This is a genomic window from Flavobacterium odoriferum (assembly GCF_025499515.1).
In the GTDB taxonomy this organism is placed as follows: Bacteria; Bacteroidota; Bacteroidia; order Flavobacteriales; family Flavobacteriaceae; genus Flavobacterium; species Flavobacterium odoriferum.
Map to the genome: position 1 here is coordinate 1 of NZ_JAMKFA010000003.1, position 11949 is coordinate 11949.

Annotated in this window: 15 protein-coding genes; 6 read left to right on the forward strand and 9 right to left on the reverse strand. The window is 32.0% G+C overall.

The window, feature by feature from the left end; all coding sequences use genetic code 11:
- Positions 1 to 495: 495 nt before the first annotated feature.
- The 5 genes from M9Q43_RS02925 to M9Q43_RS02945 form a co-directional block, all read right to left on the reverse strand.
- Positions 496 to 1536 (reverse strand): ATP-grasp domain-containing protein, encoded by a 1041-nt coding sequence (locus M9Q43_RS02925; protein ID WP_262317485.1) that lies wholly within the window; start codon positions 1534 to 1536, stop codon positions 496 to 498.
- Between the two features lie 3 nt (positions 1537 to 1539).
- Positions 1540 to 2214: an NRDE family protein gene (locus M9Q43_RS02930; RefSeq protein ID WP_262317486.1), complete on the reverse strand. Its 675-nt coding sequence runs from the start codon at positions 2212 to 2214 to the stop codon at positions 1540 to 1542.
- Entirely contained in the window at positions 2202 to 2690 is a 489-nt protein-coding gene (locus M9Q43_RS02935) for a DinB family protein (protein WP_262317487.1), read from the reverse strand. Before M9Q43_RS02935 ends, M9Q43_RS02930 begins: the two co-directional genes overlap by 13 nt.
- Positions 2691 to 2694: 4 nt before the next feature.
- Positions 2695 to 3171: a peptide-methionine (R)-S-oxide reductase MsrB gene (gene msrB / locus M9Q43_RS02940; RefSeq protein WP_262317488.1), complete on the reverse strand. Its 477-nt coding sequence runs from the start codon at positions 3169 to 3171 to the stop codon at positions 2695 to 2697.
- Between the two features lie 70 nt (positions 3172 to 3241).
- Positions 3242 to 3685 (reverse strand): DUF4268 domain-containing protein, encoded by a 444-nt coding sequence (locus tag M9Q43_RS02945; RefSeq protein WP_262317489.1) that lies wholly within the window; start codon positions 3683 to 3685, stop codon positions 3242 to 3244.
- Between the two features lie 70 nt (positions 3686 to 3755).
- On the opposite strand from M9Q43_RS02945, the gene M9Q43_RS02950 reads away from it, so the two are divergent.
- Positions 3756 to 4397 carry an NUDIX hydrolase gene (locus M9Q43_RS02950; protein WP_262317490.1) on the forward strand — a complete coding sequence of 214 codons (642 nt, stop codon included), beginning with the start codon at positions 3756 to 3758 and terminating at the stop codon, positions 4395 to 4397.
- 108 nt (positions 4398 to 4505) lie between these two features.
- Positions 4506 to 5315: a lysophospholipid acyltransferase family protein gene (locus M9Q43_RS02955; protein WP_262317491.1), complete on the forward strand. Its 810-nt coding sequence runs from the start codon at positions 4506 to 4508 to the stop codon at positions 5313 to 5315.
- A 30-nt stretch (positions 5316 to 5345) separates the two neighbouring features.
- Here the strand turns inward: M9Q43_RS02955 and M9Q43_RS02960 are convergent, their stop codons facing one another.
- The 3 genes from M9Q43_RS02960 to M9Q43_RS02970 are packed head-to-tail and all read right to left on the reverse strand — an operon-like array spanning position 5346 to position 7314.
- Positions 5346 to 6200, reverse strand: a complete 855-nt coding sequence (locus M9Q43_RS02960) for a TraB/GumN family protein (RefSeq protein WP_262317492.1) — start codon at positions 6198 to 6200, stop codon at positions 5346 to 5348.
- The gene (locus M9Q43_RS02965) at positions 6200 to 6817 is read right to left on the reverse strand and encodes a hypothetical protein (protein WP_262317493.1); all 618 of its coding nucleotides are present in this window, start codon (positions 6815 to 6817) and stop codon (positions 6200 to 6202) included. Before M9Q43_RS02965 ends, M9Q43_RS02960 begins: the two co-directional genes overlap by 1 nt.
- Before the next feature lie 2 nt (positions 6818 to 6819).
- On the reverse strand, positions 6820 to 7314 hold the full coding sequence (locus M9Q43_RS02970; RefSeq protein WP_166237342.1) for an RNA polymerase sigma factor: 495 nt from the start codon (positions 7312 to 7314) through the stop codon (positions 6820 to 6822).
- Positions 7315 to 7445: 131 nt separating this feature from the next.
- Between M9Q43_RS02970 and M9Q43_RS02975 the strand changes: the two genes are divergently transcribed.
- Positions 7446 to 8750 (forward strand): NAD(P)/FAD-dependent oxidoreductase, encoded by a 1305-nt coding sequence (locus tag M9Q43_RS02975; RefSeq protein WP_262317494.1) that lies wholly within the window; start codon positions 7446 to 7448, stop codon positions 8748 to 8750.
- A 57-nt stretch (positions 8751 to 8807) separates the two neighbouring features.
- On the opposite strand, the gene M9Q43_RS02980 is transcribed toward M9Q43_RS02975, so the two are convergent.
- Positions 8808 to 9827, reverse strand: coding sequence for a DUF3810 domain-containing protein (locus tag M9Q43_RS02980; RefSeq protein ID WP_262317495.1), 1020 nt, complete (start codon positions 9825 to 9827; stop codon positions 8808 to 8810).
- Positions 9828 to 9962: 135 nt separating this feature from the next.
- Between M9Q43_RS02980 and M9Q43_RS02985 the strand changes: the two genes are divergently transcribed.
- The 3 genes from M9Q43_RS02985 to M9Q43_RS02995 are packed head-to-tail and all read left to right on the forward strand — an operon-like array spanning position 9963 to position 11941.
- The gene (locus M9Q43_RS02985; RefSeq protein WP_262317496.1) at positions 9963 to 10172 is read left to right on the forward strand and encodes a hypothetical protein; all 210 of its coding nucleotides are present in this window, start codon (positions 9963 to 9965) and stop codon (positions 10170 to 10172) included.
- Positions 10172 to 10465, forward strand: a complete 294-nt coding sequence (locus M9Q43_RS02990) for a type II toxin-antitoxin system RelE/ParE family toxin (protein WP_262317497.1) — start codon at positions 10172 to 10174, stop codon at positions 10463 to 10465. The genes M9Q43_RS02985 and M9Q43_RS02990 overlap by 1 nt, the downstream gene beginning before the upstream one ends.
- A 9-nt stretch (positions 10466 to 10474) precedes the next feature.
- Positions 10475 to 11941: an aminoacyl-histidine dipeptidase gene (locus M9Q43_RS02995; protein ID WP_262317498.1), complete on the forward strand. Its 1467-nt coding sequence runs from the start codon at positions 10475 to 10477 to the stop codon at positions 11939 to 11941.
- The last annotated feature ends 8 nt before the right edge of the window (positions 11942 to 11949 follow it).

Genomic DNA, 11949 nt, shown 5'->3' on the forward strand with positions numbered 1-11949 from the left:
TTTCTTTTGAAAAGCCCTATCAGTAATGATAGGGCTTTTTTGTTACCAATATAGCGTCCCGATGGGACTCTAACTATAACAAAACCACCTCATAGGGTGGTTTTGTTGTTTATATGCTTCATGAAAGGCTAACGTGAGAGTCTGCTAGCGAATGTACTTGGCTAGTTCGGCTAAAGCCTCCTAGCTTTTTTGAAATCTTTATGAGGTTTTTGTTACCAGTATGTCGTCCCGATAGGACTAAAAAAACTCAATAGGCTGGTTTTCTACTTCATGAATCGTTAAGGAGAGCAACTCGCTTGTGAATCTGTGAGCACGATGAATATTTTAATGAGTTTTTTTACCTTTATATCGTCACTACGGGACTGGGAAAAGTATAATTATTCTAATGAAAACCAATTCTGCGTTAGGGATAGCAGCATTGTTTGAGCTCTTACTTAAAATTCTTCAAGATTTTAAGTAAAGCGAGTGCGGATAGCCCGACCCTTAGGGGACGCCCTAAAACTCTAGAATTGTATCGTAATGTTTGTGGTGATTTTTGAATTCTTGTACACCTTCTTTAAAAGTTAGGTATTTTGCCCCGTTATTGTGGTTGTTTTTACTGATTAGGTACATGTAATGAAAATGACGTGTGAGTTCTTTCCAACCGAATAAAAGCGAATGTTTTGGATCGTACATGTGAGTAGGTTCGCTGATGGCACCGTTTATTTCTACGATTTGGAAGTTTTTACCTTTTGCTAAATCTTCATAGGAATGGTACATAATATCCATTCTTCCAAAATGAAAACCACTGATTTGACTACAAATGGTATTGAAACTTTCCATCATTTCTGAGGTGATTTCGTGACTCGCATCTACGAATTTTGTTCCGCGACAATGGTTTCCATAAGGAACCAAATTAATGGTTTCTCCTTCGTTTAAAACAGTGTTTAGTTTGTCTTTGTATTCTTCTTCAAGTACTTCTAATTGTAGCAGATAGCGTTTGTCTTGATATAGTAATTCTCTAAGGGTGTTTTTACCGTTTCCGGTTAAAATCATGAATTCTTTGGATACAATACCGGTTATTTTCCCGGGTTGGTTTGGCAATTTTACATAGAAAAGACCGATTTCATTTTCATAAGGAATCAAATCCTGAATTAAAATGTCAAATTTTGCTTTTTTGAGATAATTTTCTAGCTCTTCGGTAGTGTGAATTTTTTTTACTGCAGTTCCTCTTAAACCAATATCAGGTTTTGCAATTAGAGGAAATTGAATATTTTCGGAGTTAATTCTTTGTAAAATAACTTCTAAATTTTCATTAGGACTAACTAAAAGAGTTTTAGGATAATATTGGGGTGGAATCAAATCGTAAATTTCTTTTTTCGATTCCATAAAAAATCCTCCGTTTTTTATTGTTGGATTTGAAGCATTAAAGAAAAAAAATGATTGTGTTCTAATCACATAATATAAATATTGGAAATATACTGGCAAATACACCACTTGATAGGGCCAATATTCCCAATGGGTTAACTTATGTAGGAAAAGATTCAGTTTTGTCATTTTTTATTCGAATAAATCAAGATACTCCATTTTTATTGTATTACTAGTTACTTTGCATTGTGTTATACTGATGGTTTTCAATACATCGTTGCGATTAATCTGCAAGCCAAATTCTTTATTTTCTGATTCTGTAAATTGATGAAAATGTAAAATTTCTTCTGGTGTTGGAGCGTTTTTACTTTTTATAAAATCTTGAAACCATTCTTTTCTTTGTTCTCTAATTTCTTTAGAATATAGAGTAGAAGAGGACCAAATATGAAATTGCTTCGCATCAAATTCTGTTGTGCTTTTTTCAACTTCGTTCCATTGCAATTGCGTTAATTTATTATTTTCAATTAATACAATTGTGAACGGTTCAATGTCAGACAAATCAATTTTTCCCCAATAATCTATGGTCTTTTTAGCGGTCATCAAATCTAAGACAATTAAACCTCTGCTTTTGCGATAATGTGGTTTGGGAATGTGTTTTTCTCGCGCTCCATTGAGTAGAACAATAATTTTAGTTTCGCTATGTGCTACCCAAGTTCCTCCAGCTTTTGGGTCTTTTGGGAAGATTATCTTTTTTCCATCAATTAAATATTCTTGTGGTGAAAGTGCTCTTTCACGAGTAATTTTTTCATCTCTGTTGGAAGTAATAATACAACCTTCAGGAGTCGGAATATACGTTACTGTGCACATTGTTTGCGGTATTCTAATGTTGATGGCGCTACTCCGAATGAACTAGGTATTTTAATATGTGGCAAATTATGTAATGCCACTTTTATCAAGGCTTGATGATGAATACTGTGTTCTAAATTGTATAATAATTCACGAAAATAATTAGTTGGCAACACTTCTTCGGTACTGAAACAATTGTGAATTAATGACAGTTGTTTGTTTTGTTTATCAATAATTGTTAGCTGTTTTTCCAAAATAGAAATCGCACAATTTACATCTGATTGAATTTGAATGTTGCGATTTCGATTGTCGTAATTTATGATTCCTTGTTCATAATTATCCAACAAACATCCCATCAATTCTATAATATGACGCATATGTTCGCCAATTGTTGCTTGACTTAATTCAGGATTTTTTTTGCAGAATTCGTCATTCGAAAGTTGACGAATTAATTCAATGTTTTCTTTTAAGTTATCTTTTACAAAACGTATTAGCATAGTTCTACTTGGTTTCTGGAACAAATTTTATGGAAACAGAGTTCATACAAAAGCGTTGACCGGTAGTTTCTTTTGGGCCATCATCAAAAATATGACCTAAATGACCATCACATTTTGCACACAATACTTCAGTTCTAACCATTCCGTAGCTCAAATCTTGTACATAGACAACTGAACCTTTAATCGCTTTGTCAAATGAAGGCCAACCACAGTGTGAATCAAATTTGGTATCAGAACTAAATAAATCATTTCCGCAAGCAGCACAAACATATTTCCCTTTTTCAAAATGATCCCAATATTCACCAGTGAAAGCTCTTTCTGTTCCTTTGTTTCTTAAAACTTCATATTGTTCTGGAGTAAGCTCAGCTTTCCATTGCGCTTCGGTTTTTTTAGAATTTGAATTCATAGTTTTTGGTTCTTTAGTTTGGGATTGACATGATTGTAAACTTACAATTGTGATTAATAAAAATAATTTTCTCATAGCTAACATTTTTTCAAATTTAAGTGTAAGAATTCAAATAAAGTGTTAACAATGTTACAAAGTATTTGAATTAGGTATTGATTTCTAAATCTTTAATATAGTCTTCGTTTTCATAAAAGAAACGTTCAAAAGCATCCATTTTTTCGGCAAAAAAGTCAAAAATTTCAGGCCAAGTGGTTTTGTTATTAATGCTAATTCCTGTTTTTTCAACCCAAACACGACTAATTACTTTTCCATTTTCTAAATAAAAATTACGTTCAAAAATGGCATCCTCTAAATAATCTTCTAAAAGAATATTCTTTAATGACTCTACCTTTTCATAATATATTATACGTTTATTTTCGTCTTTTGGTTCTATATCTAATAAAACTTGTGCTTTTTTATTATCAACATAAAACTTAAAAGTAACATCTTTTATTTTTGTGTTGTATAACAACCATTTGCGAGGATATTCGGCAGCAAATGCAATCCAAAAATCCTTTTTTATTTGAAGAGCTTCTTCTTTACTAAACATACTATTTTTTAAAAATATTATTTTTCCTGTAAAAATTAATTATCTTTAAGTTTACAAAAACGGTTTCCCTATGCTTTTTACAGATTTTATTAAATTTATTCCAAAGATAGAAAAAGAAAAACTGCTTTCTACTGATGCCCACATAAAAATGGCACCACTTGAGCGTATTTCTTATTTAAAGGAAGAAAATTATATGGATAAAAATCCAAAGAAAGCTGCTGTTTTAATGCTTTTTTATCCTAAAAATGAAATTACACATTTGGCTTTAATTGTCCGAAATTCTTATCCAGGAGTGCATTCTTCACAAATAGGATTTCCTGGCGGAAAAGTTGAAGAAACTGATTTTAATTTGGAAGAAACAGCACTAAGAGAAACACATGAAGAAGTGGGTGTGCATCCTGATAAAGTAAAAATAATCAAAACATTTAGCGAAATTTATATTCCGCCAAGCAATTTTTTAGTAGCTCCTTTTATGGGAATTTCGCATGAAGAATTAACGTTTATTCCTGATTTAGATGAAGTTAAGCGTGTTTTGGAATTTTCAATTGTTGATTTTTTAGATGAAAAAAGTATCACTAAAGTAAAAATGTCAACTTCATATGCTACTGATATTGAAGTGCCTGCTTTTATGGTGGATAAATATGTTGTTTGGGGCGCTACTGCTATGATGATGAGTGAGTTAAAAGAAACTATTAAAAGCGTTTTGCGATAAACTACTTTATAGTCGCAATTTCAATTTGTGATTTTATCTTTTTTTTCTTTTTAAAATGACTGATTTTACTACATTTGCTTTCTTGTTTTGTTAATAAAGTTAAGTATTATGGGCTTATTCAAGAGAAATCCTTTCGGACATATATTGTTTTTAAAAACGTGGTTAATTCGTATCGCAGGAATAATTACGCACCGTCGTTACAGAAGTTTTAACGAGTTACACATTGAAGGTTCTGAAATTATTAGAAGTTTGCCAGACACAAATGTGTTGTTTATTTCTAATCATCAAACCTATTTTGCAGATGTTGTAGCGATGTTTCATGTTTTTAATGCTAGTTTAAAAGGAAGAGAAAACAATATTAAAAACGTGCTTTATTTGTGGAATCCAAAACTAAACTTGTATTATGTAGCGGCTAAAGAAACTATGCAAGAAGGGTTATTGCCAAGAATTTTAGCATATGCTGGTGCTATTACAGTTGAACGAACTTGGAGAGCCAAAGGAAAAGACGTTACCGAAAAAAAAGAGGTTAACCCTAATGATACCGAAAACATAAAAATAGCTTTAGAAGATGGTTGGGTAATTACTTTTCCGCAAGGAACAACTCGTTCTTTTAAACCTGTTAGAAAAGGAACTGCTCATATTATTTTACAACACAAACCTATTGTTGTTCCTATTGTAATTGATGGATTTCGACGTTCGTTTGACAGAAAAGGGCTGCGCATCAAAAAGAAAGGAATATTACAATCATTTGTAATTAAAGAGCCATTGAAAATTGATTATGAAAATGCAACAGTGGACGAAGTAGTTGAAATGATTGAATTTGCAATTGAACAACATCCATCACTTTTAAAAGTAATTCCTGCTGAAGAATTGGATGAAAAAGCAAAATTAGACAGAGAAAGAATGTGGAAATATTAAAAATAAAAAAAGAGGCAATCGCCTCTTTTTTTATTTTACCGCTTCTACTTTAAATCCTTGTTTTCGCAATAGTTTAATTACACCTTCTTCTCCAGCTAAATGACCAGCACCAACACCAAAAAAGGTTGCTTTATTTTTCATGGTTTTAATCATAATTGGAATCCATTTTTTATTTCTATTGTTCAATAAAACATCTTGGTTTTCAGAAGTAATTTTATTATCTGAATCATCCATCATTCTTAACATGCCTTCAATATCTTTTTCTTCATAAATCACCAACATTTTTTTGAATTCATCTTTTTCGTTAGATAAATCACCTTTCGCTGTTTTAAGTAATTCTTCTGCTTGTGTTTTGTATGGAATTGCATCAAAAACTTTCATTTGATCTTCCATTTTTTCTAAACCAAAAACTTCTTCTCCTTGCTCTTTGGTCACTTTCATTAATTCTGATTCAACTGATTGAAAGTCACAGTCTAATAGCTTTGGTAAAAGCATCGTACTGACCATGAAAGGTTTGAAAGTGTCAAACGTTTTGGCAGACATGTTCATGTTTTTTTTCAAGAAATCGTCTACAATTTTAAATTCCTCTGCAGTTAATAATGTTGATAGTTTAGTACCATCATTCATTTTTATGTGCTTTAGCATTTGCATTTGCATAGATTTGTCGTCCATGTCTAATTCTAAAAACAATTGCTTGGTTTCATCTAATGCTTTTAATGTATTTTCATCTAATTTGGCATCGCAAGTAGCATGAATTGTTCCATATAAATACGATGGCTCTTGTAATTCATTACTCGAAATCCGCCAAAGTAAACTTTTATCTAACTCTTGTGAATTCCCTAATATCGTTGTTAAAAGTCCAGCAATTAAAAATAAATGTTTCATTAAAAATCTATTTTTTGAAGTTCGTTATAGTTTTTTTGAAGTCTTCTCAATAAAATGCCATAAAGTAATCTATAAAATAACCAAAATAGTAAAAGTATAATTATTACGAAGAAAAATCCACCCAAAATAAAGAACAATTGGTATTTATCATACAAGTGATTAATATTTTTATCATACATAAATTGAGAATAAATAACAATAGCACTTGTGATTCCAACCAAAACAAGATTATACCAAACATAATACTTAACAATTTTTCTTGTGTTAATTATGTCTTGCATGAGTTTTTTTACAGAAGAAGAAGAGTTTATTGCCTTTAAATTTCTATAGAAGTAATAAATAAAAACAAGTAAAACTACAAAATTGAAAATAGTAACAAATTTTTCAAAATCATAAATATGATGTTCTTTCATTCTATTAGAATACTCATCATCTAAAAATATAGATAGGTCTAAAAGTCTTAAAAATAAAAACTCTAAAATACTAATAATCAAAATCCACTTCACAATTGATGATGATCTTTTGTGTAGCATTCCGTATATTTCTTTTTCTGTAACTTGGTCGAAAGCATTTTCGTTTTTCTTCCAATCTTTTTTTAATATTTCTAATTCATCCATGATTACGGATTTAATATTTTTTTTAATTTTCCTTTTACACGGTTCATTTTTACCCGTGCATTTACTTCACTAATACCTAATGTTTCAGATATTTCAGTGTAATCTTTGTCTTCTAAATACAAGAAAACGAGCGCTTTTTCAATATCATTTAATTCACTTATGGCGCTGTATAATAGTTTTAATTTTTCTTCTTCCTCAAAGTTATAATCGTCTTGTGTTACCTTATGAAAAGTGCTGTCAAACTCAATAGTATCAATGGTTCTTTTCTTTTTTCGGTAAAGTGTAATTGCAGTATTTAAGCCAACTCGGTATGCCCAAGTTGTAAATTTAGAATCTCCTCTAAAGTTTGGAAAAGCCTTCCATAATTGAATCGTAATTTCCTGAAACAAATCTTTGTGCGCGTCAGCATCAGTAGTATACAATCGACAAATTTTGTGGATTATATTCTGATTTTCTTTAAGTTGCTTTACGAAAAGTGCTTCCGATTCTGATTTCATATACAATAAGTAGTCGTTTGAACTAATTTGTTACAAGTTTACTATTTCAAATTTAATTAATCATTAACTATTTTGCGAAACATTCAATTCTTTTTCTTCTTATCTTTGACTTGATAAATTTACAATGATAAATGAATATTCCTCGTAGTAGTTTTCCTCGAATTGTCATCATTGGTGGTGGTTTTGCTGGAATTTCTTTAGCGAAAAAACTTCGCAACAAGAAAGTACAAGTCGTTTTATTAGACAAACACAATTATCATAATTTCCAACCTTTGATGTACCAAGTAGCAACTGGCGGTTTAGAGCCCGATTCTATTGCGTACCCAATTCGAAAAATTGTTCAAGAATATAAAGATTTTTATTTTCGATTGGCAGAAGTTCGTGAAATTGATGCTAAAAACAATACGCTTTACGCCGATATTGGCGAATTAAAATTTGATTATTTAGTCATTGCTACCGGTTCAAAAACCAATTATTTTGGGAATAAAGAAATTGAGCGCAATAGCATGGCGATGAAAACCATTCCGCAATCGTTGAATATTCGTAGTTTGATTTTAGAGAATTTTGAACAAGCATTGCTTACCAATGATATCGACGAACGTCATGGTTTGATGAATTTTGTTTTGGTAGGTGGTGGACCAACAGGAGTAGAGTTAGCAGGAGCTTTAGCCGAAATGAAAAAAGCGATTCTTCCAAAAGATTATCCCGATTTAGATGTTCGAAAAATGGAAATCAATCTGATTCAAAGTGGCGATAGAATTCTGAATACGATGAGCGAAAATGCTTCTGAAAAGGCAGAAAAGTTTCTTTTGGATTTAGGCGTTAGCGTTTGGAAAAACGTTCGTGTAACAGGTTATGATGGAAAAACTGTTACAACCAATTCCGATTTATCATTCGATTCCGCAACTGTAATTTGGACAGCTGGTGTACAAGGCTCTTTACCTCACGGTTTAAAGGCAGATAGTTTCATCAAAAATGTAGACAGAATAAAAGTCAACCAATACAATCAAGTAGAAGGGTATGATAATCTTTTTGCGATTGGAGATATTGCAGTAATGACTTCTGAAGCCTATCCACAAGGACATCCCATGATGGCACAACCTGCTATGCAACAAGGAAGATTATTAGCCGAAAATGTAATCCGATTATTAGATAAAAAAGAAATGAAACCTTTTGTTTACAAAGATAAAGGTTCAATGGCAACCATAGGAAGAAACAAAGCCGTTGTGGATTTGCCAAAATTTAAATTTAGTGGTGTTTTTGCTTGGTTTGTGTGGATGTTTGTGCATTTGTTTTCGCTAATTGGATTCAAAAATAAAGCTGTAGTATTCTTAAACTGGGTGTATAATTACATTCGTTTCGACCGAGAAGCAAGATTGATTATGCGTCCGTATAAAAAGAGAAATCAAGTGAGTTTTACGAGTGATGAGTTGTAAATAGGGAAAAGTAAAAAGGGATTAGGGAAAAGTTAATACGTTATGTAAAACTATTCCCTAATCCCTTTTATCTAATAACTTATTCTCATATCCAATCGCTAAACCTACAAACTTACTATACCCTTCCATGCCATCTTTTTGTTGGTTGGCTTTAAGGAAATTGTCGTAGAAATATTCAAAAAACGTATTGATTGGTGTTTGGTATTCCTTCCAAAAGGTTTTGTTTTCTTCAAAGTTTTTTAAAACGCCTTTGTTGATTTTTTTCAAATAAGACTCTGAACTTCCTTCTTTTATCATTTCCAAATTATGCAATGCATAGCGCAACGCAAAACTGTATGCTGAATATTGGAAATACAAATCCTCGTTTTTAGCAGCGGTTACAAATCCGATAAAATTGCATTCGCTTTCACTTCCAATTCCCGTTTGATGCGCCATTTCGTGGCCAGTGGTTAAAGGTGAAGTGTATTTAGGTTTCAAATAATTCACTTGCGCTTCATTGGTAAACGGATTCAAATAACCGCCAAATCCCATATAACTCAACGGATAACTGAACAACGAAGATTTGATGCTTTTTACTTCGTAATGAAATTCTTGTAAGTTTGTTGGTAATTTTTCATACCCTTTTAAAGATAAATTGTAAATTTCTTCATCTGAATATGGAATCACAACGGCAACCGAATCATTTTTAGTGATTTGGATTTGCAATTCGTTGGTTTTTACCAACATTTTTTCAATGAAAACTTTCAATTGGTCTATTGAATATTCTTTTTCAATCTGCAATTTTTCATGTAACGGAATACGGTAATAGTTCATTCCCCAAAGAATATGGAAGAAAAAATAAAACACCGAAACCCAACTCAATATCGCCAATCCGTTATTTTTCCATTCTTTAAAAAAGCCAATTCGGTGCTTCCAAATCCAACGGAATAAGAGTAAAATCAGTATAAAATAGATCACATCACCAAACGAAAACGGCAACCAGCCTAGTGCTTTTCTCGACAAGAAAGCCAATTTTGGATAAAAACCTTTACTGTACCAATTTTCTACAAAATCAGGAAATAAACCAATCGTTTTCACAACGATAATTTGGATAAGTAAGAATAAAGGAAGGACGAATTTTCTTTTCACGAATTTATATTTGCCATAAAATTAACTAATAATATAGAATAGCGCATTTCTTTTTTTGTAAATTTGTTGTTTAAATTAGGGATAATGACAAAAATAACTTTAAATATTCCGGATAATGAATTGACTTTCTTTATGAAATTGATTGAAAAATTTAATTACGAGACTGTAGTTAATGATGTTTCAGTTTCTGAAGAGATGAAAGTAGCTTTAGATGAAAGAAGAGCCTCTTCAAAAAAGGAAAATTTTGTTTCTTGGGAAGAAGCAAAAAAGCAAATTCGTTTGAAAACTAAATAATGAGTTATAAAATCGTAATTGAACCTCGAGCTATTGCCGATATTCAAGAAGCTGTAGAATTTTATGAGTCAAAAAGAGAAGATTTAGGAAACTATTTTTTTCAAATTGTTGATGAATATATTGAATCGATTGCAACAAACCCATTTTTTCAAATTCGCTATAAAGATTATCACGGATTACCTATTAAAATTTTTCCTTACATTATTCTTTACTTTATAGATGAAAAAGAGAAAACAGTTTTTATTTTATCTGTTTTTAATACATCACAGAATACGACTAAATACCCAAAATAAACAAATATAATGAGCCAAGAAATTAGAAATCTGGAACCAAAGCCACTTTGGAACAAATTTGCCGATTTGAATGCGGTGCCACGTCCGTCTAAAAAAGAAGAGCGTGTTATTGAATTCATGAAAAACTTCGGAACCAGTTTAGGATTAGAAACGTTTGAAGACGAAATTAGAAACGTAATCATTCGTAAACCAGCAACGCAAGGAATGGAAAACCGTAAACCAATTGTTCTTCAAGGGCATTTGGATATGGTACACCAAAAAAATAACGACACTAATTTTGATTTCGATACACAAGGAATTGATATGTATGTTGATGGTGACTGGGTTCGTGCAAAAGGAACTACACTTGGTGCCGACAATGGGTTAGGAGTAGCGATGATTATGGCGATTTTAGAATCTACAGATATCAAACATCCTGCAATTGAGGCTTTGTTTACGATTGACGAAGAAACTGGAATGACAGGCGCTTTGAACTTAAAAGGCGGTGTGTTACAAGGTGAAATTTTATTGAATTTAGATACAGAAGAAGATGATGAAATAGATATCGGTTGTGCGGGAGGAATTGATGTAACCGCTACAAGAGATTACAACGAAGAAGAAACGCCAGAAGGTTCTGTGGGTTACACGATTACTGTAAAAGGTTTACAAGGTGGTCACTCAGGAATGGACATTCATAAAGGATTAGGAAATGCAAACAAAATCATGAACCGTTTGTTATTTGACGGATTTGAGAATTTTGGATTGCAAATTGGTGAAATTTCAGGAGGAAGTTTGCGTAATGCAATTCCGAGAGAAAGTGTAGCGAAAGTAATTATTGCAGAAATGTATGACGAAGCCTTTGTTTTTGACATGCAAGAAGTAATTGGCGATATCAAAACCGAATTCAAAACGATGGAACCGAATTTAACGATTGAAATTGTTAAAAATGATACAATTCCAGCGAAAGTAATGGATTTAGGCGTACAAGAAGGTTTGTTACGAGCGATTTATGCAGCACACAACGGCGTTTACAGAATGTCGGCTGATATGGAAGAATTGGTAGAAACTTCGAATAATATTGCACGTGTAATTGTAAAAGACGGACAAATTTCGATTCAGAATTTAACGCGTTCTTCTGTGGAAAGTTCTAAAATGGATTTAGCAAATAGCTTACGTTCAGCTTATGAATTATTTGGTTGCGAAGTAGAATTTGGAGGAAGTTATCCAGGTTGGACACCAAACGTAAACTCGGAAATTCTAGATGTATTGACTTCAATTTACGAGAAACAAAACGGTGAAAAACCAAAAGTAGTTGCTTGTCATGCAGGATTAGAATGTGGTATTTTAGGTACGAATTATCCAAACATGGACATGATTTCTTTTGGACCAACCATTCACGGAGCACACAGTCCAGATGAAAGAGCGTCAATTAAATCGTCTCAGAAATTTTGGAAGTTTGTTTTGGAAATTTTAGAGAATATTCCGGTTAAGAAATAAGAAGATAG

What these genes read in the sequence shown, in the direction of transcription:
- msrB (WP_262317488.1), bottom strand. Translation starts at nt 3,171, where the DNA reads ATGAGAAAATTATTTTTATTAATCACAATTGTAAGTTTACAATCATGT.
- M9Q43_RS02970 (WP_166237342.1), bottom strand. Translation starts at nt 7,314, where the DNA reads ATGAAATCAGAATCGGAAGCACTTTTCGTAAAGCAACTTAAAGAAAAT.
- M9Q43_RS02975 (WP_262317494.1), top strand. Translation starts at nt 7,446, where the DNA reads ATGAATATTCCTCGTAGTAGTTTTCCTCGAATTGTCATCATTGGTGGT.
- M9Q43_RS02930 (WP_262317486.1), bottom strand. Translation starts at nt 2,214, where the DNA reads ATGTGCACAGTAACGTATATTCCGACTCCTGAAGGTTGTATTATTACT.
- M9Q43_RS02990 (WP_262317497.1), top strand. Translation starts at nt 10,172, where the DNA reads ATGAGTTATAAAATCGTAATTGAACCTCGAGCTATTGCCGATATTCAA.
- M9Q43_RS02925 (WP_262317485.1), bottom strand. Translation starts at nt 1,536, where the DNA reads ATGACAAAACTGAATCTTTTCCTACATAAGTTAACCCATTGGGAATAT.
- M9Q43_RS02945 (WP_262317489.1), bottom strand. Translation starts at nt 3,685, where the DNA reads ATGTTTAGTAAAGAAGAAGCTCTTCAAATAAAAAAGGATTTTTGGATT.
- M9Q43_RS02960 (WP_262317492.1), bottom strand. Translation starts at nt 6,200, where the DNA reads ATGAAACATTTATTTTTAATTGCTGGACTTTTAACAACGATATTAGGG.
- M9Q43_RS02965 (WP_262317493.1), bottom strand. Translation starts at nt 6,817, where the DNA reads ATGGATGAATTAGAAATATTAAAAAAAGATTGGAAGAAAAACGAAAAT.
- M9Q43_RS02935 (WP_262317487.1), bottom strand. Translation starts at nt 2,690, where the DNA reads ATGCTAATACGTTTTGTAAAAGATAACTTAAAAGAAAACATTGAATTA.
- M9Q43_RS02995 (WP_262317498.1), top strand. Translation starts at nt 10,475, where the DNA reads ATGAGCCAAGAAATTAGAAATCTGGAACCAAAGCCACTTTGGAACAAA.
- M9Q43_RS02950 (WP_262317490.1), top strand. Translation starts at nt 3,756, where the DNA reads ATGCTTTTTACAGATTTTATTAAATTTATTCCAAAGATAGAAAAAGAA.
- M9Q43_RS02955 (WP_262317491.1), top strand. Translation starts at nt 4,506, where the DNA reads ATGGGCTTATTCAAGAGAAATCCTTTCGGACATATATTGTTTTTAAAA.
- M9Q43_RS02985 (WP_262317496.1), top strand. Translation starts at nt 9,963, where the DNA reads ATGACAAAAATAACTTTAAATATTCCGGATAATGAATTGACTTTCTTT.